Origin of the sequence: Schaalia odontolytica (assembly GCF_005696695.1) — a bacterium.
Classification (GTDB): Bacteria; Actinomycetota; Actinomycetes; order Actinomycetales; family Actinomycetaceae; genus Pauljensenia; species Pauljensenia odontolytica_C.
Genome location: NZ_CP040006.1, coordinates 853,939 through 870,116, shown reverse-complemented (window position 1 = coordinate 870,116; position 16,178 = coordinate 853,939). Strand labels below are relative to the sequence as shown.

Sequence of the window (16,178 nt, the reverse complement as noted above, 5' to 3'; positions counted from 1 at the left end):
TTGGTACCCCCAACCGGATTTGAACCGGTGTTAACGCCGTGAGAGGGCGTCGTCCTAGGCCGCTAGACGATGGGGGCCTTGATTCACTTATGAATCCGTACCCCCAACCGGATTTGAACCGGTGTTAACGCCGTGAGAGGGCGTCGTCCTAGGCCGCTAGACGATGGGGGCCTTGACTGAAACTTGCGCTTCAGATCGCTGGGGTACCAGGACTCGAACCTAGAATGGCTGAACCAGAATCAGCTGTGTTGCCAATTACACCATACCCCATTGGGTATCACCTGCTTCGCTTTCACGTCGCTGGCGACAGGAGATAACTGTAGCGGACCGACGCCCTCATGCCAAATCGAAGGCCAGTGGTCCCGATCACCCACTGCCTCTCCCCCCACAATCGGGACTCCTCCGGGCACGACGAAGCCCCGGCCTCGTCCCGCAGACAGGGCGACGAGGCCGGGGCTGGTCTCAGCGATCAGGCCAGGGAGGCGCGCAGGGCACGCAGGCGGGTCAGCGAGGACTCGCGACCCAGGATCTCCATGGACTCGAACAGCGGCGGGGAGACCTGACGGCCGGTCACGGCGACGCGCAGCGGGCCGAAGGCCAGACGGGGCTTAACGCCCATCTCGTCGACGATGCGTGCGCGCAGCGACTCCTCGAGGGACGCGGTCGTGAACTCGGTCAGGCCCTCGACGATCTCGATGGCGGCGTCCAGGACGTCCACGGCGTTGTCCTTGAGCTTGGAAACGGCCTTCTCGTCCGTCTCCAGCGCGTCGTCGGCGACGAAGAGGAATCCGAGCATGCCCGTGGCCTCGCCGAGGAGCTGGATGCGCGTCTGGATGAGCGGCGCGGCCTCGGTGAGGATCTCGCGCTCGCGATCGGTGAGCGCCTCGAAGGAGTCGGCCGAAACAACCTCGTCGCGGTGCAGGAAGGGCACCAGGCGGTTACGGAAGTCTTCGCCGTCCAGCAGACGGATCTGCTCTGCGTTGATGGCGATGGCCTTCTTCTGGTCAAAACGCGCCGGGTTCGGGTTCACGTCCGAGATGTCGAAGGCCTGGGCCATTTCCTCCATGGAGAAGATGTCGCGGTCCGCGGCAATCGACCAGCCCAGGAGGGCCAGGTAGTTGTTGAGGCCCTCGGGGATCATGCCGGCAGCCTTGTGCAGCAGCAGATTCGACTCGGGGTCGCGCTTGGACAGCTTCTTATTACCCTCGCCCATGACGTAGGGCAGGTGGCCGAAGCGCGGCATGAACTTGGCGACGCCAATGGCCTCGAGCGCGCGGTACAGGACGATCTGGCGGGGCGTCGAGGAAAGCAGGTCCTCGCCGCGCAGCACGTGGGTGATCTCCATGAGCGCGTCGTCGATCGGGTTCACCAGCGTGTAGAGCGGGTGGCCGTTGGCGCGCACGATGACGTAGTCCGGAACCGAGCCGGCCTTGAAGGTGATCTCGCCGCGGATCAGGTCCGTGAACGTGATGTCCTCGTCGGGCATACGCAGGCGCAGGACGGGCTGGCGGCCCTCGGCGCGGTAGGCGGCGATCTGCTCTTCCGTCAGGTTGCGGTCGAAGCCGTCATAGCCGAGCTTGGGGTCCTCACCATTGGCGCGGTGACGCTCCTCGATCTCCTCAGGGGTCGAGTAGGACTCGTAGGCGTAGCCGGCCTCGAGCAGGCGGGCGGCCACGTCACGGTAGATGTCCATGCGCTCGCTCTGGCGGTAGGGGCCGTGTGGGCCTCCCTTACCGACGCCCTCGTCCCAGTCGAGGCCCAGCCACTGCAGGGACTCGATGATCTGGTCGAAGGACTCCTGGGAGTCGCGGGCGGCATCCGTGTCTTCAATGCGGAAGACGAAGGTTCCTCCCGTGTGGCGGGCATAGGCCCAGTTGAACAGGCACGTACGGACCATGCCGACGTGAGGGGTTCCTGTGGGCGAGGGGCAGAAGCGGACGCGAACGTCGGCACCGGTGGCAGTTGTTTCACTCATGATTCCTCCATCCTACTCCAGCGGTGGCTGTTGCATTTGCTTGATGGGTGGGCGCGCTGCGACGCGCGCCGGTGGCGCGGATAGGCTGGTTGCATCACCGGGATCGGCCCGCGCCGTATCCACCGACTCATCCAGGAGGACACCGTGTCCGTTCGTCTCTTTTCCGACTCCCACCTCTACCGCACCGGCTCCCTGAAGTGGACCGGCATCACGGCCGCGAGCGGTGAGCCGACGATCGGCGCGTGGGTCGCGGAAATGGACTTCGGGACGGCCCCGGAGGTGGCCGACGCGATGAAGGGCGCGATCGACGACGGCCTGCTCGGGTACCAGCCGACCTGGCTGGAACCCCGCATCGCAGGCGCGACCGCCGAGTTCCAGAAGCGCCGCTTCGGCTGGGACGTGGACGCCTCGCACGTGCGCCTCGTGGCCTCGGTCCTGCCCGCGCTCGAGGCGACAATTGAGCACCTGGTGCGCCCGGGCGCGCCGATCATCGTGCCCACCCCCGCCTACATGCCGTTCCTGACGATCCCAGGCAAGTTCGACCACCCCGTCATCGAGGTTCCCTCGCTGCGTGGCACGCGCGCCGGCGGGCGCGGCTGGGCGCTCGACCTGGAGGGGATCCGCGCGGGGCTCGAGGCTGGGGCCGGCCTCGTCATCCTGTGCAACCCGTGGAACCCGGTCGGCCGCGTCCTGCGCGAGGACGAGCTGCGCGCCCTGCATGACGTGGTCCGCGAGTACGACGCCCTCGTGTTCTCCGACGAGATCCACTCCTCCCTCGTGTTGGATGAGTCGATTCCTTTCGTCTCCTACGCGTCGCTCGGTCCCTCGTTCGCGTCCCACACGGTGACGGCGACCGCCGCGTCGAAGGGCTGGAACATCGCAGGCCTGCCCTCCGCGCAGGTGATCCTGCCCGACGGGGCGCTGCGCGAGCGCTGGGACGTTTTCGCCGCCGACGTGCGCCACGACGCCAACGTCATCGGCACCGTGGGCGCTATCGCCGCCTACGAGCGCGGCGATGCCTGGCAGCGCGAGGTCAAGGACCTGATCCGCTCCAACGTGGACCTCGTCGAACGCGCTCTCGCGGATACACCAATCGACTTCGTGCGCCCCGAGGGCACCTACCTGACATGGTGGGGCTTCGAGGGAGTCGACCTGGGTCCCCTCTCCCCCGCCGCGACGCTGCGCGAGCGCGCCCGCATCGCCGCCAACGAGGGCCGCACCCTGGGAGCGGACTACGCCTCGTGGGCGCGCATCAACCTGGCGTGCGCCCCCGACGTGGCCTCGCGGATCGTGGAGAGGGTCCTCGGCCTGCTGTAAGCGTCTTCTACACGAAACGAGGCCGTGGCCGGGAACGGTGGACATCCACCTCCCGGCCACGGCCTCGTTTGCGTCTGGTTCCTGCTCAGGCGCCCAGTGCCGCCTCGATGCCTGCGACCACGGTCTGGCGGGCCGCCGAGGCCACCTCGACGACGGCGGTCGGATCCGTGGGGGCATCGGCGAAGGACAGGTCGGAGACGACCGACATGCCGGCGACGCGCACGCCCAGGGCATGCAGGGTGATGGCCTCCATGACGGTCGACATGCCCACGCAGTCCACGCCCAGGCCCGCGAGGATGCGGGTCTCGGCCATGGTCTGGTACTCAGGGCCGCGCAGGATCGCGTAAATGCCCTCGCGCTGGCAGACCCCGCGCAGAGCCTGCGTCATCTGGGCGTCCCACACAGCCGACACGTCCAGGAAGAGCGGCCCGTCGAAGGGCGAGGCGCCACTGAAGTTCACGTGGTCGGTGATCGCCATGACGTCGCCCAGGTTCCAGGGCTTCAGGCAGCCGTTCGCGTTCGTGAGGACCGCGCGGCTGATCCCCGCGGCAACCGCAGCTCGGGCGAGAGCCGTGACAGGGCGGGCGCCCAGTCCCTCGTAGAGGTGCGTGCGGCCCGTGGCCACGAGGACCACTCCCCTACGTGCCTCGTAGGCGCGCAGCTCGCCGCCGTGCCCGTCCGCGACCGGCGTGACGACGCCGGGGATGTCACCCAGTGAAACGGTGGCCACGGGGGCTCCCCAGGCCTCGTCGAGAGCCTCGGCCAAGCCGGACCCGAGTACGACGAGCGCATCCGGGCGCCCCGCAAGAGCGGTGAGGACCCGGGCGCCGGCCTGGGCCTCATCGTCGAGGAGAGCCTGCGTGAAGCGCGGGTCGACGCTCACTGCTCGTCCTCGCCCGCACCCTCTGCGTAGGTGCGCGAGGGCAGCTTCTCCTGCGCGCGCACGCGGCCCGCGCTGGTCGCCCAGTAGCCGACGAAGCCGACGACCATCGCTAGGAGGATGCCGATGTTGGCGCCCGCCCAGTCACCCTCGCGGCCACCCAGAGGGCCGAGGAGGTAGCCCTGCCAGGACAGCCAGGAGGCGCTCGCGTTGACGACGAGGCCCCAGCCCACCAGCGAGCCGACAATCAGGGAGGCGACAGCACCCCAGTTCACCGAGCCGTAGCGGCCCGAGGGGGTGAAGAGCGAAGGCTCGTCGTAGTCCTTGCGGCGCAGCGCGATATCCGCCAGCATGACGCCGCCCCACGCGGCGATGACAACGCCGAGGGTCGTGAGGAACGCCGTGAAGGGAGTCAGGAAGGAGTCCGCGAAGAACACGACGACGATCGTGCCGACCGTCATGATCGTGCCGTCGATCGCGGTGGCGACCGGACGCGAGACGGGCACGCCCGTGGCCAGCAGCGACAGGCCCGAGGAGTAGATGTCCATGACGATGCCGCCGATGAGGCCCAGGATCGCAACCAGCGCGAAGGGGATGAGGAACCAGGTGGGCAGCAGCGTGGTGAGCGCGCCGATCGGGTCGCCGCCGATGGCCTCGGAGAGGGACTCGTCGGCCGAACCAACCAGGAGGATGCCGAAGAAGACCAGGATGACCGTGGGCAGCGCCGCGCCCACCGTCGTCCAGCCGACCACCCCCTTCGTCGAGGCGGCGCGCGGCAGGTAGCGCGAGTAGTCGGCGGCCGCGTTAATCCAGCCGAAACCGAAGCCCACGAGGAGCATGCAGCCCGCACCCAAGACCGCAGTCAGGGGCGCCGAGGGGCGCGAGGAGAGGACCGCGAAGTCGATCGTCGGTGCGACCAGAACCAGATAGACGATCGTCAGGGCCGCGGTGGCCCACGTGATCCACGTCTGGACCTTCATGATCGCCTCGAAGCCGAGGATGCCCGAGCCGGCCGCCAGGACGACGACGAGGATCAGCGCGATGATCTGGGCGACAACGTGGTTGGTGAAGCCGAGCGCCCCCATGACCGTGGCCGTGGCCTGGACGGCCATGATCGCAAGGAAGGTCTCCCAGCCCACCGTCAGGATCCACGAGATCGCCGCCGAAATGCGGTTGCCGTTGAAGCCGAAGGCCGCGCGCGACAGCACCAGCGTCGGGGCGGAGCCGCGCTTACCGGCGATCGCGATGAGGCCGCAGACCAGGAAGGACAGGGCCACGCCGACGACGGACACGACGACCGCCTGGGCGAGGGAAAGCCCGAAGCCGAGGACCCACGAGCCCCACGAGATACCCAGGACCGAGATATTCGCCGCGAACCACGGCATGAACAGGTCGGAGGGTTTTCCCTTGCGATCGGATTCGGGGATGACGTCCAGGCCGGCCATTTCGACGGCCAGAGCGCCCGATGACTGGGGTTCGCTCACAGTGTGCTCCTATGCGACGGAGATATTGTCAGAACGACGTAATCCTATCACACAGGTCACACGATCAGGCTCGCACGACGGGATTCGTCAAGCTCCCGATCCCCTCGATCTCGATCTCCACGCGATCACCGGCGTGAACGATCTCGGCACCCGCGGGCGCGCCCGTGGCGATCACATCGCCGGGCAGCAGCGTCATCTGGTGAGACACGTAGGACACCAGCTCGAAGGGGTTCCAGATCATGTGCGCGGTCGAGGAGTCCTGAGCGATCTCGCCGTTCAGGTACGAGCGAATCGCCAGGTTGGTGACGTCGAGGGCGGGGTCGACCGTGATCCACGGGCCCAGCGGGCACGCCGAGTCAAAAGACTTTCCGCGCGACCAGGGGCCGCCCGTCATCGCGTCGCGGGCGGTGGCGTCGTTGGCGATCGTGTAGCCGAGGATCATCTGCGGCGCGTCCTCGACGCTCACGTCCTTGGCGAGGGACTTGATGACGATCGCGAGCTCACCCTCGAAGGCCACCGCATTCGACCACGATGGGATCGCGATCGGGTCATCGGGGCCCACGACCGAGGTGTTGGCCTTCAGGAAAATCGGCGGCTCGGGGCGCTCGTCAGCCGGAATCGGGGTGTCCGAGTAGTTGTCGCCGATACCCACGACCTTCGAGCGCGGGATCACCGGGGAGAGCAGGCGCACCTCGTCCAGCTCGTAGATCTGGCCGGAGGGTTCCACGGGCGAAAACAGCGGGTCGCCCTTGAGCCCCACGATCCTCGTCGAGCCCTCCTCAAGGGCGCCGTAGACCGGGTTCGTACCATCGGAAAAACGTGCGATTCTCATGCCGGTAGCCTAACGCAGCTCTGCGCACGTCGCGCCGAGCAGCGCCGACATACACGACGCCGGGTGCACGAGGCACGAGACGTGCCCGGCGCACCCGGCGAGGTGGTCAGCATCTATTACTTCTTCTTCTGCTTGGGGCGCTTCCACACGCTGCCGGGAACGTCGCCGGGCAGCAGCGGGTTCTTCTCGCCCACGAAGACGGGCTCGGCGACGCCATTGCGACGCTGGGTCTCGTAATCGCGCAGCGCGCCCAGTACCCAGCGGGCCAGGAAGACCAGGGCCACCAGGTTCGTGATCGTCATGACCGCCATCGCGATGTCAACGGCGTTCCACACGACGTCCAGGGTCAGCAGGGCACCGATCGTCGCCGAGGCCACGCACACGACGCGCACGGTCCAGCTCGCCCAGCGGGCATCCCCGAAGACGAAGGACATGTTCGTATCGGAGTAGACGTAGGCTGCGATGATCGAGGAGTAGGCCAGGACGAAGATGAGGATCGCCATGGGGACGATCGTCCAGGCGCCCAGCTCGTGGGCCACGGCCAGGGTCGTCAGGTTCGAGGGGTTCACGTCCGCGCCGCCCCACACCTTCTCGCCTGCGATGAGGATGACGAAGGCGGTCGCGGTGCACACGACGATCGTGTCAATGAAGACACCCAGGGACTGGATGAGGCCCTGGCGCACCGGGTGGGACACGGTCGCGGTCGCGGCGGCGTTGGGAGCGGTACCCTGGCCGGCCTCGTTGGAGAAGAGGCCGCGCTTGGTGCCGTTGATCATCGCGGCGATGATGCCGCCGCCCAGGCCGCCGACGGTGGCGTCCATAGAGAACGCGGAGGTGAAGATCTGGCCCACAACGGTGCCGAACTGCGTGATGTTCATGAGGCAGACGATGGCGACCATGATGACGTAGACGGTCGCCATGATCGGGGCCATCCACTCGGTGACGCGGGCGACGGTGCGGATACCGCCGAAGATGACCATCGCGGAGAAGACGAAGATCAGGCCTGCGACGGTAAGCTGCGCGGCCGAGAAGCCGCCCGCGCCGGGCAGGGGCTGCTTGGCGGCCTCACCGAACGCGCTCGTGAGCGTGCCCGCGATGGCGTTGGACTGCACGGAGGTGATGACGATGCCGCAGGTGACGACGGTGATGACGGCAAAGACGTTGGCCAGGACGCGGTTCTTCATGCCGCGCTTGATGTAGTAGGCCGGGCCGCCACGGAAGGAGCCGTCGGAGTGCTTCACCTTGAAGATCTGGGCCAGCGTCGCCTCGAAGAACGCTGTCGCCATGCCGACCAGGGCCACGACCCACATCCAGAAGATTGCGCCGGGGCCACCAAACATGAGCGCCGCGGCCACGCCGAACACGTTGCCGATACCCACGCGCGCGGCCAGCGAGATCGCGAAAGCCTGGAACGAGGAGATGCCGCCGTCGGCTCCCTTGCGCGAGCCGAGCACCGTGCGCACCATCTCCGGGAAGAGGCGCAGCTGCACGCCGCGGGAGACGACCGTCAGGACAAGGCCCACGCCGATCAGGATGACAATCGTCAGGTGCATCGTGATCCAGTCAGCGATTTGCTGCTCGATCTGGGCAATGTGTTCCACAGGAGCCTCCCGGGGTGTCAAAGAACGAGGCCGGGGACGGGTCGCCGCACCTCGCGCGCTGTCGCGGGACGCACCCGCGCGTTGTAATGGGACCCGTTCATCTTGCCACAGGGCTCCTCACCCGGCAGGCGACGTCTCGCCACGCGCACGCCCGCGCGTGAGCGCATGGGGTATCCCGGCCTCGTCGATGAGCTGCGGGAAGAGTCCTGCGGTGCGAGGACGCAGACGTGGGCGCACTCTGGGACAATGGGAGCATGAGCGCGACTTTGAACGAGATCCTGGACGACCTGGAGGACGAGGGCCGTCTGGGCGACGACGACGCCCTGTACGAGGCCTTCGTGTCCTGGGCCGAGGGCACCGGGCGTCCGCTCTACCCCCACCAGGAGGAGGCCCTGGTGGAGATCCTCGCGGGCAACCACGTGATTGCGGCGACCCCCACGGGGTCGGGTAAGTCGATGATCGCGCTCGCCGCGCACTTCACGTCGATGGCGCACGGGGGCCGCTCCTACTACACGGCACCGCTCAAGGCCCTGGTGTCGGAGAAGTTTTTTGACCTCGTGTCCCTGTTCGGCGCGGATAACGTCGGCATGGTGACCGGCGACGTGTCTCTCAACGCCGACGCGCCCATCATCTGCTGCACCGCCGAGATCCTGGCGAACCAGTCGCTGCGCGAGGGGCCCACGCTGGACGCGGACATGATCGTCATGGACGAGTTCCACTTCTACGGGGACCGTCAGCGCGGCTGGGCGTGGCAGGTGCCGCTCCTGGAGCTGAGGACCCCGCAGGTGGTCGCGATGAGCGCGACGCTGGGCGACACGACGCGTTTCGAGCGCGCGTGGAAGGAACGCACCGGGCGCGACGTGTCCCTCATCGACGACGCGGAACGGCCCGTGCCCCTCGAGTTCGAGTACGTCGTGGACCGCCTGCCCGACACGGTCGAGCGGCTGCTGGGCGAGGGCCGTTGGCCCGTCTACATCGTGCACTTCTCCCAGCGCGACGCGGTTGCTACCGCGCAGTCTTTCGACCGTTCCTCGCTGATTTCTCCCGAGCAGAAGAAGGCGATCGCCGCGCAGCTGGCGGGCGTGTCGTTTACGAAGGGCTTCGGGCAGACCCTCAAATCGCTGCTCGCGCAGGGCATCGGCGTACACCACGCGGGCATGCTGCCTCGCTACCGCCGCCTCGTCGAGCGCCTCACGCAGGCGGGCCTGCTGCCGATCGTGTGCGGCACGGACACCCTGGGGGTCGGCATCAACGTGCCGATCCGCACGGTGCTGATGACGTCGCTCGTGAAGTACGACGGGCGGCGCATGCGCCACGTGAGCGCGCGCGAGTTCCACCAGATCGCGGGCCGCGCGGGCCGCGCCGGCTTCGACACGGTCGGTTTCGTACGCGTCCTGGCCCCCGAGCACGAGGTCGACGCCGCCCGTGAGCGCGCACGCCTGAGCGCCGCTCAGGAGGCGGCCCGCGACGCGCGGGAGGCCAAGCGAGCAGCGAAAAAGTCCGCGAAGAAGCGCAAGGGCCCCGGCGAGGGCGAGATCTCGTGGACACGATCAACGTTCGAGCGCCTCGTGGACGCGGCTCCCGAGCAGCTCACGAGCCGTTTCGAGATGACGCACGCGATGGTTCTCAACGTGCTGGCCGGTGCGCCTGCGGCCGGGCGTGACCCGGGCGAGCACCTCGTGTGGCTGGCGCGCAACAACGATGATCCGCCCACGGATCGCAACCCGCACCTGCGCCGCCTGGGTGAGATCTACACGTCGATGAAGCAGGCGGGCGTCGTCGAGCACGTGTCTTCTGCCGAGGCCTCGGCCTCCGGGGAGCCCCGCCTGCGCGCTGCCACCGACCTGCCCGACGACTTCGCGCTCAACCAGCCGCTCTCCCCCTTCGCGCTGGCGGCGCTCGAACTCCTCGACCCCGACTCCCCGACCTTCGCTCTGGACGTCGTCTCGGTCATCGAGTCGGTCCTGGAGGATCCGCGCCCGCTCCTGTTCGCGCAGGAGAAGGCCGCGCGCGCCGAGGCCGTGGCAGCGATGAAGGCGCAGGGCATGGAGTACGACGAGCGCATGGCCGCCCTGGAAGAGGTGACGTGGCCGCGCCCGCTTGCCGATCTGCTGGGGGACGCGTTCGCGGTGTACCTGCACGCGAACCCATGGATCGAGGATCAGGAGATTTCCCCGAAGTCGGTCGTGCGCGAGATGATCGAGAACGCGCTGACGTTCACGGGGATTGTGGGCCGCTACGACGTGGGTCGCTCCGAGGGCATCGTGCTGCGCTACCTGACGGACGCGTACCGCGCGCTGCGCCAGATCGTGCCGGACGAGCTGACGACGGACGAGCTACGGTCGATCATTGCGTGGCTGTCTGCCCTGATCCGCGCGGTTGACTCCTCGCTGCTGGACGAGTGGGAGGCCATGTCCACGGGCCAGGCCCTCTCCCCGGCGGCCGATGGCGACGGCACGGAGGGCGCGGAGCTGGCGTTTGGCGCGCGGGAGGACGGGACCGTTCCCTTCAGCGCGAACCGCCACGCGTTCCGCACGGCGATCCGTGGCGCCCTGTTCGAGCGCGTGGAGGCGATGAGCCGCGACAACGTCGAGGCCTTGGCGCGTCTGGACGAGGCCTCGCGCACCCCGGTGGTCGCACCGTGGAGCGAGGACGAGTGGGACGCGGTGCTCGAGCGCTACTGGGCGGAGCACGAGTGGATCGGTATCGACCAGCGTGCGCGCGCCCTGTCACTGTGCTCCCTGAACGAGGCCCCGACCCGCGAGGACGTGCTGGAGCTGGCCCCCGCTGTGGTGTCGTCGGATTTCGAGCGCGCCCAGGTGGCGCGCATCGAGGCGATCGCGGACGCGGTGGATCAGGCTGCGGCGGGCACGTTCTGGCTGGCCACGCAGACCCTGTTCGACTCAGAGGAGGACATGGACTGGCGCATCGTCGCCCTCGTGGACGTGCCCGCCTCAGACGAGGCTGGGCGGGTTGCCCTGGCCACGGTCACCGTCGGGGCGCGGTAGATCCTTCATCATTCGAGGAACCATGCGCGTCATGCAGTGAATACATAGCCTCCGCGCGTCCTTTCCCGAGAAATCCAAGGATCTCATCCGACAAGACTCTTTCGCCTTCCCACAGACGCAGCGACAGCACGAGGTTCATCAACAAACCGTGGGAGAGGAAGAGCCTAGCCTGTTCAGCATCCATCCCGACGTCTTCTCGCAGGACGCGGTACACACGTGCAAAGCTATCGCGGGAGAGCTGCCCGAAGCGCGGATCGGATCCCATCATGAATAGGCGCATGATCATCATGAACATGTCGCGGTCTTTCACGATCTCCGCGTACATGTCCCCCAGCAATTCCCGACGTTCAACGTCGGTAGAATCCGCCGCTACGGGTGCCTCAGCAAAACGTCGACACAGCTGCTCAACAACATACGTAGCAGCTTCCTCGAAAAGTGTTTCCTTCGACCGGAAGAAACGCACGACATACGCCTGGCTGACGCCTGCCTCGCGCGCGATCGAGTCCGTCGTGGCCGCAGCGTAGCCAACCCGCGCAAACACACGGACGGCAGCCTCCAGCATGAGTGCCTTGCGTTCATTGGCTGGCATACGCGTCGCGGCCATACCTGGACCTCCCAATTTCGGTGATACGGACAGTCTATCCGCGCGCGTAAGCTCGAACTGTCTCGACAAACGCAGCGCGGTAAGCAGGAGTATCAACTTCCTGCTCAATGCGGCCAAGCATCAGAGCTTTGGTCAGGCGAATCCCCACGAAGCCCAGGACCATACTCTTCCACCGCCAGATTGGACCACCGAAGATTCGGTAGATAAACGAAGGAGCACGGGATGTGACGATGAGTGCCGCGGTCTTATCTTTCAGTAAGCCCTGGCTCTTACCGTCGACGTATTGGTACCCAAATCCCGGCGTGAGAGTGCGATCAAGGAAACCTTTCAAAATCGCGGGTTCAGCAGACCACCAAATCGGGAAGCTGAACACGAGGTGATCGGCCCAGGCTATGTCCTCCTGATACCGCTTGGGACCACTTTCGTCCTCCATGTGCTGGCGGTATCCGTAGCGCAGAACGGGATCAAAATCCTCCGTCGCCAGATCGATCATACGCACGTCATGCCCAGCGCTGCGCGCCTCATCAGCGTAAGTCGTTGCGAGTTCATGCGAGTAGCTTCCCGCGTCAGGACTGCCCTGAATGACAAGAATCTTCATATTTTCCCCTTTGTTGTAATTGCTTGATTACAACTGTAGTGCAGAGACCCCACCCACACAACATAAGAGGTCTCAAAGAGCTGAGAGTTACACCCGGAGAGGAGCAGTAGCACCCTCTCACCTCAAGAGGGGCAGCCACCATTCCGACTTAGGATCGATATTGCCCCGCCGTCCAAGTTATCCTCGCAGAGCGGGTCTCTCACCGATTTCCTGCTGGAGGCGCAGCAGGTAACCGTCGGGATCCTGGACTAGGAACTGGCGGACGCCGATTTCAATATCTCCCGCCCGATACCACTTCTCTTCGGGTTCGACGAAGATCGGCCACCCTGCCTCGGCCATGCGGTGCCATGCACTGTCCAGCTCTTCGGTCTGAACCTCGAGGTTGATCCCGCGGCCAAGCGGCAGATCAAGGGGACCGGTTGCCCACGTCCTCCCGCGGTCGATCTGGTCGAGCATCAGGTGCGCGTTACCCAGGACGAGATAGCCGAATCCTTCCTCAGGCCGCTCATAGCGAAGGGAAAAACCGACGAGGTCGCACCAAAAACGGCGCGATGCCTCGTAATCGGTGACGGTAAGTTCAGGAACAAGCCCGGGTTCGTTGCTCATAGCCTCACTCTAGCGGCCTCGGACGAGACCGTGTCCGGGAGATGCGCAGACCGTCAGCGCCGCGAGGCCTTGCGGATCAGCCAATCGGCACCCGCGAAGAGCGCCATGAAGACCAGGGCGCCGATCAAGATCGCCACGATGTTGATCGCGACCTGCGCGTAGCCGATGCGCCACACGTTGACGAAGCCGTAGGGGTACTGGTGCGTGAAGGAGCCGCGCACGAGCGTGTACGCCACCCACGCGACCGGGATCAGCAGGGCGCGCCCCAGCGTCGCCCACGTGATGCCACCGCGCGGCCCCGCGAGCGCGGCCGTGCCCACGAAGGCGGCCGGGACGACGATGTGCTGCAGCGGGTTGGTGACGAGCGCGAAGCCGGAGAGAACCTCGTAGGGACCAATCAGCGTCGCGTAGACGATCGCGGTCACCGTGATCATCATGAGCGCGCACAGGTGCGTGGCCCTCCCCCACGCCCCGACGCAGCCTCGGCGCGCGAGGAGGGTCGAGATGATCGCAACCATGATGTTGGACAGCTCGGTGAAGTAGGACAGGCAGTTGATGAGGCGCTCGGGAGCACCCGCCCAGCCATGGGGGGCACCCGCGAAGAGGCCCTCCTCGACGTAGGTCGGCGCAGCGTAGCCATCAAAGGCCGTGATAATAAGAGTGGCGGCGACGCCCGCCCACGCGAGGGCGGCAACCACCCAGTAGGCGGCGCGCCCGCGACCGCTCAGTTCAGTCATGTCAACCATAGGATCTCGACTCTCACGGAAACAGCAGCTATTGAAACAGGTCCGAGTGGGAACCCGTACGAATTGCGGTCACAACGCAGATCTCTGGCTCATCCAGATAGATCAACAGCCAATCCGGCCGAATATGACATTCACGGAACCCCGCATAGTCCCCGGTCAAGAGATGATCCCTCCGCTGGGGAGGCAACACTTCGCCCGTAAGAATGAGATCAATGACCGCTTCGAGCTCCTTGATAGGGAGCCCTCGTTTGCGGGCCCTTTTGAGATCCTTCTTGAATTGACTGGTCATCACGAGGGCACGCTGGCCCCGCTGAGGCTCACTCATCATCGACATCCGCGAACGCTTGTGCCGCGGACGCGTAACGGGTAGCGGCAACACGCCCTGCGGCGATGTCGCGAGCCTCGCGCATAGCTAGCTCGGTTTCAGCGTTGAAGCGGGGCTGGCGCAAGTCAAAGGGTAAGCCACCCTCCATGATGGACTTGTGCAAGAAAACATTCACAGCGTCGGTGAGGTTCATGCCGAACTGGGCATACACCCTCTCAGCTTCTTCCTTCACGCTTGGATCAACGCGCATGTTAAGCGTCGCCGTTTTCATATCGCCACACCTTTCAGACGAATGTACGACTTTTATTATACAACGCACCACAGATGTATGACATATGCCTGCGCGCGCAGACACCGACATGATTTCCGCGATGAAGTCGGCATGGTGAAACGGCCGAGGCGGAGTTCAAATCCGGCCAGGGTCAGACCTGCGCCAGGTCCGTGACCTCAGCATCCGTCAGCTCGACGAGGTCGAGGGGACTCAGTTCGACGCTGAGGCCTCGGCGCCCGCCCGAGACGATCATGGTCTCGTGGTCCAGGCACGCCGAGTCGATGAACAGACGGTGCGAGGTGGTCTGCCCGAGCGGGCTGATGCCGCCCACGACGTAGCCGGTGCGGCGCTGGGCGACGGCCGGGTCAGCCATGGCGGCGCTCTTCGCGCCGGCTGCCTTGGCGATCAGCTTCATGGACAGGTGAGCCAGCGCGGGCACGCAGCCGACGACAAACTCACCGGTGGGCTCCAGGCGCACCATGAGCGTCTTGAAAGCCTGGGTGGGGTCGATCCCCAGCTTCTCAACGGTTTCCTCCCCAAACGCCCGGGCGGCCGGGTCGTGCTCGTACTCGTGAACGGTAAAAGCAACGCCGGCCGCCGTGAGCGCCTCGATGGCGCGGGTGGGGCCACCGCCGTGGTCTTTGCTGTGTTTACGAGCCATGACCCCAGTGTAGGACGCGTCAGAGGATGGATGCAGTCGGGTCGTCGATGACGGCCTTGCCGAAGGGGAAGCAGGTGATCGGGATCATCTTGAGGTTGGCGATGGCCAGCGGGATGCCAACGATGGTGACGGCCTGCGCGGCGGCGGTGGTGATGTGGCCGATGGCGAGCCACAGGCCCGCGACCAGGAACCACACGATGTTCATGAGGCCTGAGCCCGCACCCACGCCCGGCTTGTCAATGACGCGCTTGCCAAACGGCCACAGCACGTATCCGGCGATGCGGAAGCAGGCCACGCCGGCGGGGATCGTGACAATGAAGATGCAGGCGACGAGACCCGCGAAGAGGTATCCCAGGAAGAGCGGGAGCCCTCCGAAGAGGAACCAGATGATGTTGAGCAGGGTACGCATGGCGTGTCCTTTCCTTGATCTGTGAACATTCTAGTCTGCCACACCGCGCATCTCAGATCCCCCTGAGTCGCCCCTGATTAACCCCTGATAGCGCCTGCCCGTCTACCATGAGGGCATGAGCATTCCCGAGGCCATCGCCGCAGCCCGCGACCGCATCGACCGCGCCACGTCCGCGTGCCGGCGCACGGATTCGGTGCACCTGGAGCTGGCAGTCAAGACGCGCACGCCCGAGGAATGCCGCGAAGCCGCCGCCTCCCTGAGCGAGGCGGGCCTACCCATTCTGCTCGGCCACAACCGCGTCCAAGAGGCGCGCGCGACGGTGGACGCGATCCGAGAGGTACCCGGCGCACGCATCCACCTGATCGGGCCACTGCAGTCCAACAAGATCAACCACGCGCTGGCCTGTGTGGACGCGATCGAGTCGCTGGACTCCCCCACCCTGGCCTCGAAAATCGACGCGCGCGCGACCGGCACGCTCCCCGTGTTCGTCGAGGTGAACGTCTCGGGCGAGGCTACAAAGCACGGCTGCGCCCCCTCCGACGTCTCCGAGTTAATCGACGCGGTCGAGGCCTCGGCCCACCTGGAGCTCGCGGGTTTCATGACGGTGGGCCTGAACTCCCCCGTCGAGGCCGACGTGCGCGCCGCGTATGCGCAGCTGCGCGGGATCAGGGACGAGGCCGCCTCTCACCTGGGCGTTGAAGAGTCGGACCTGGCGCTCTCTATGGGCATGAGCCGCGACCTGGAGTGGGCTATCGCCGAGGGGGCGACGATCGTGCGCCTGGGCACCGCGATCTTCGGCACCCGCCGCGTCTGAGCGGACTGCTCGCTCGCGCTAGCACATCGCCGACTAGGATTGTCCGC

16 protein-coding genes and 3 tRNA genes are annotated in these 16,178 nt (G+C 66.2%); 3 read left to right on the top strand and 16 right to left on the bottom strand.

The annotated features are described in order from the left end of the window. Position 1: 1 nt before the first annotated feature. From FBF35_RS03780 to gltX, 4 genes are all read right to left on the bottom strand, one after another. Positions 2-77, bottom strand: a tRNA-Glu gene (locus FBF35_RS03780). Positions 78-98: 21 nt separating this feature from the next. After that, positions 99-171, bottom strand: a tRNA-Glu gene (locus FBF35_RS03775). Positions 172-198: 27 nt separating this feature from the next. After that, a tRNA-Gln gene (locus tag FBF35_RS03770) sits at positions 199-270 on the bottom strand. A 199-nt stretch (positions 271-469) separates the two neighbouring features. Beyond that, on the bottom strand, positions 470-1,975 hold the full coding sequence (gene gltX, locus FBF35_RS03765) for a glutamate--tRNA ligase (protein WP_060566789.1): 1,506 nt from the start codon (positions 1,973-1,975) through the stop codon (positions 470-472). 144 nt (positions 1,976-2,119) lie between these two features. On the opposite strand from gltX, the gene FBF35_RS03760 reads away from it, so the two are divergent. Next, positions 2,120-3,292: a MalY/PatB family protein gene (locus FBF35_RS03760; protein ID WP_060566787.1), complete on the top strand. Its 1,173-nt coding sequence runs from the start codon at positions 2,120-2,122 to the stop codon at positions 3,290-3,292. A gap of 85 nt (positions 3,293-3,377) precedes the next feature. Here FBF35_RS03760 and FBF35_RS03755 read toward each other — a convergent pair whose 3' ends face one another. The 4 genes from FBF35_RS03755 to FBF35_RS03740 form a co-directional block, all read right to left on the bottom strand. Further along, on the bottom strand, positions 3,378-4,175 hold the full coding sequence (locus FBF35_RS03755) for a purine-nucleoside phosphorylase (protein ID WP_060566785.1): 798 nt from the start codon (positions 4,173-4,175) through the stop codon (positions 3,378-3,380). Beyond that, positions 4,172-5,617, bottom strand: a complete 1,446-nt coding sequence (locus FBF35_RS03750) for a purine-cytosine permease family protein (protein WP_082632882.1) — start codon at positions 5,615-5,617, stop codon at positions 4,172-4,174. The genes FBF35_RS03755 and FBF35_RS03750 overlap by 4 nt, the downstream gene beginning before the upstream one ends. Before the next feature lie 103 nt (positions 5,618-5,720). Further along, positions 5,721-6,488 carry a fumarylacetoacetate hydrolase family protein gene (locus FBF35_RS03745; RefSeq protein ID WP_060566781.1) on the bottom strand — a complete coding sequence of 256 codons (768 nt, stop codon included), beginning with the start codon at positions 6,486-6,488 and terminating at the stop codon, positions 5,721-5,723. A 116-nt stretch (positions 6,489-6,604) separates the two neighbouring features. Next, positions 6,605-8,089, bottom strand: coding sequence for an alanine/glycine:cation symporter family protein (locus FBF35_RS03740; protein WP_082632872.1), 1,485 nt, complete (start codon positions 8,087-8,089; stop codon positions 6,605-6,607). 254 nt (positions 8,090-8,343) lie between these two features. On the opposite strand from FBF35_RS03740, the gene FBF35_RS03735 reads away from it, so the two are divergent. Further along, on the top strand, positions 8,344-11,097 hold the full coding sequence (locus tag FBF35_RS03735) for a DEAD/DEAH box helicase (protein WP_060566779.1): 2,754 nt from the start codon (positions 8,344-8,346) through the stop codon (positions 11,095-11,097). Here FBF35_RS03735 and FBF35_RS03730 read toward each other — a convergent pair. The 8 genes from FBF35_RS03730 to FBF35_RS03695 form a co-directional block, all read right to left on the bottom strand. After that, the gene (locus tag FBF35_RS03730; RefSeq protein WP_007589536.1) at positions 11,078-11,701 is read right to left on the bottom strand and encodes a TetR/AcrR family transcriptional regulator; all 624 of its coding nucleotides are present in this window, start codon (positions 11,699-11,701) and stop codon (positions 11,078-11,080) included. The genes FBF35_RS03735 and FBF35_RS03730 overlap by 20 nt on opposite strands. Positions 11,702-11,735: 34 nt before the next feature. Continuing rightward, entirely contained in the window at positions 11,736-12,299 is a 564-nt protein-coding gene (locus FBF35_RS03725; protein ID WP_007589486.1) for an NAD(P)H-dependent oxidoreductase, read from the bottom strand. Positions 12,300-12,476: 177 nt separating this feature from the next. Beyond that, positions 12,477-12,905 (bottom strand): bleomycin resistance protein, encoded by a 429-nt coding sequence (locus FBF35_RS03720; protein ID WP_007589492.1) that lies wholly within the window; start codon positions 12,903-12,905, stop codon positions 12,477-12,479. A 53-nt stretch (positions 12,906-12,958) separates the two neighbouring features. Next, positions 12,959-13,642 (bottom strand): Pr6Pr family membrane protein, encoded by a 684-nt coding sequence (locus tag FBF35_RS03715; RefSeq protein WP_034496886.1) that lies wholly within the window; start codon positions 13,640-13,642, stop codon positions 12,959-12,961. A 37-nt stretch (positions 13,643-13,679) separates the two neighbouring features. Then, complete coding sequence (locus FBF35_RS03710; RefSeq protein ID WP_081493511.1) at positions 13,680-13,979, bottom strand: type II toxin-antitoxin system YafQ family toxin; 300 nt, start codon at positions 13,977-13,979, stop codon at positions 13,680-13,682. Then, on the bottom strand, positions 13,969-14,247 hold the full coding sequence (locus tag FBF35_RS03705) for a type II toxin-antitoxin system RelB/DinJ family antitoxin (protein WP_034496870.1): 279 nt from the start codon (positions 14,245-14,247) through the stop codon (positions 13,969-13,971). The genes FBF35_RS03710 and FBF35_RS03705 overlap by 11 nt, the downstream gene beginning before the upstream one ends. Before the next feature lie 151 nt (positions 14,248-14,398). Continuing rightward, positions 14,399-14,908 carry a Cys-tRNA(Pro) deacylase gene (ybaK, locus tag FBF35_RS03700; RefSeq protein WP_060566778.1) on the bottom strand — a complete coding sequence of 170 codons (510 nt, stop codon included), beginning with the start codon at positions 14,906-14,908 and terminating at the stop codon, positions 14,399-14,401. Positions 14,909-14,927: 19 nt separating this feature from the next. Then, entirely contained in the window at positions 14,928-15,317 is a 390-nt protein-coding gene (locus FBF35_RS03695; RefSeq protein ID WP_060566776.1) for a YccF domain-containing protein, read from the bottom strand. 115 nt (positions 15,318-15,432) lie between these two features. On the opposite strand from FBF35_RS03695, the gene FBF35_RS03690 reads away from it, so the two are divergent. Further along, a complete protein-coding gene (locus tag FBF35_RS03690) occupies positions 15,433-16,131 on the top strand; it encodes a YggS family pyridoxal phosphate-dependent enzyme (protein ID WP_060566774.1) in 699 nt (232 codons plus the stop codon). The last annotated feature ends 47 nt before the right edge of the window (positions 16,132-16,178 follow it).

Coding starts and splice junctions, on each gene's coding strand:
- FBF35_RS03745 (WP_060566781.1), bottom strand. CDS start 6,488: ATGAGAATCGCACGTTTTTCCGATGGTACGAACCCGGTCTACGGCGCC.
- gltX (WP_060566789.1), bottom strand. CDS start 1,975: ATGAGTGAAACAACTGCCACCGGTGCCGACGTTCGCGTCCGCTTCTGC.
- FBF35_RS03710 (WP_081493511.1), bottom strand. CDS start 13,979: ATGATGAGTGAGCCTCAGCGGGGCCAGCGTGCCCTCGTGATGACCAGT.
- ybaK (WP_060566778.1), bottom strand. CDS start 14,908: ATGGCTCGTAAACACAGCAAAGACCACGGCGGTGGCCCCACCCGCGCC.
- FBF35_RS03695 (WP_060566776.1), bottom strand. CDS start 15,317: ATGCGTACCCTGCTCAACATCATCTGGTTCCTCTTCGGAGGGCTCCCG.
- FBF35_RS03730 (WP_007589536.1), bottom strand. CDS start 11,701: ATGGCCGCGACGCGTATGCCAGCCAATGAACGCAAGGCACTCATGCTG.
- FBF35_RS03725 (WP_007589486.1), bottom strand. CDS start 12,299: ATGAAGATTCTTGTCATTCAGGGCAGTCCTGACGCGGGAAGCTACTCG.
- FBF35_RS03720 (WP_007589492.1), bottom strand. CDS start 12,905: ATGAGCAACGAACCCGGGCTTGTTCCTGAACTTACCGTCACCGATTAC.
- FBF35_RS03715 (WP_034496886.1), bottom strand. CDS start 13,642: ATGACTGAACTGAGCGGTCGCGGGCGCGCCGCCTACTGGGTGGTTGCC.
- FBF35_RS03690 (WP_060566774.1), top strand. CDS start 15,433: ATGAGCATTCCCGAGGCCATCGCCGCAGCCCGCGACCGCATCGACCGC.
- FBF35_RS03735 (WP_060566779.1), top strand. CDS start 8,344: ATGAGCGCGACTTTGAACGAGATCCTGGACGACCTGGAGGACGAGGGC.
- FBF35_RS03705 (WP_034496870.1), bottom strand. CDS start 14,247: ATGAAAACGGCGACGCTTAACATGCGCGTTGATCCAAGCGTGAAGGAA.
- FBF35_RS03750 (WP_082632882.1), bottom strand. CDS start 5,617: ATGGCCGGCCTGGACGTCATCCCCGAATCCGATCGCAAGGGAAAACCC.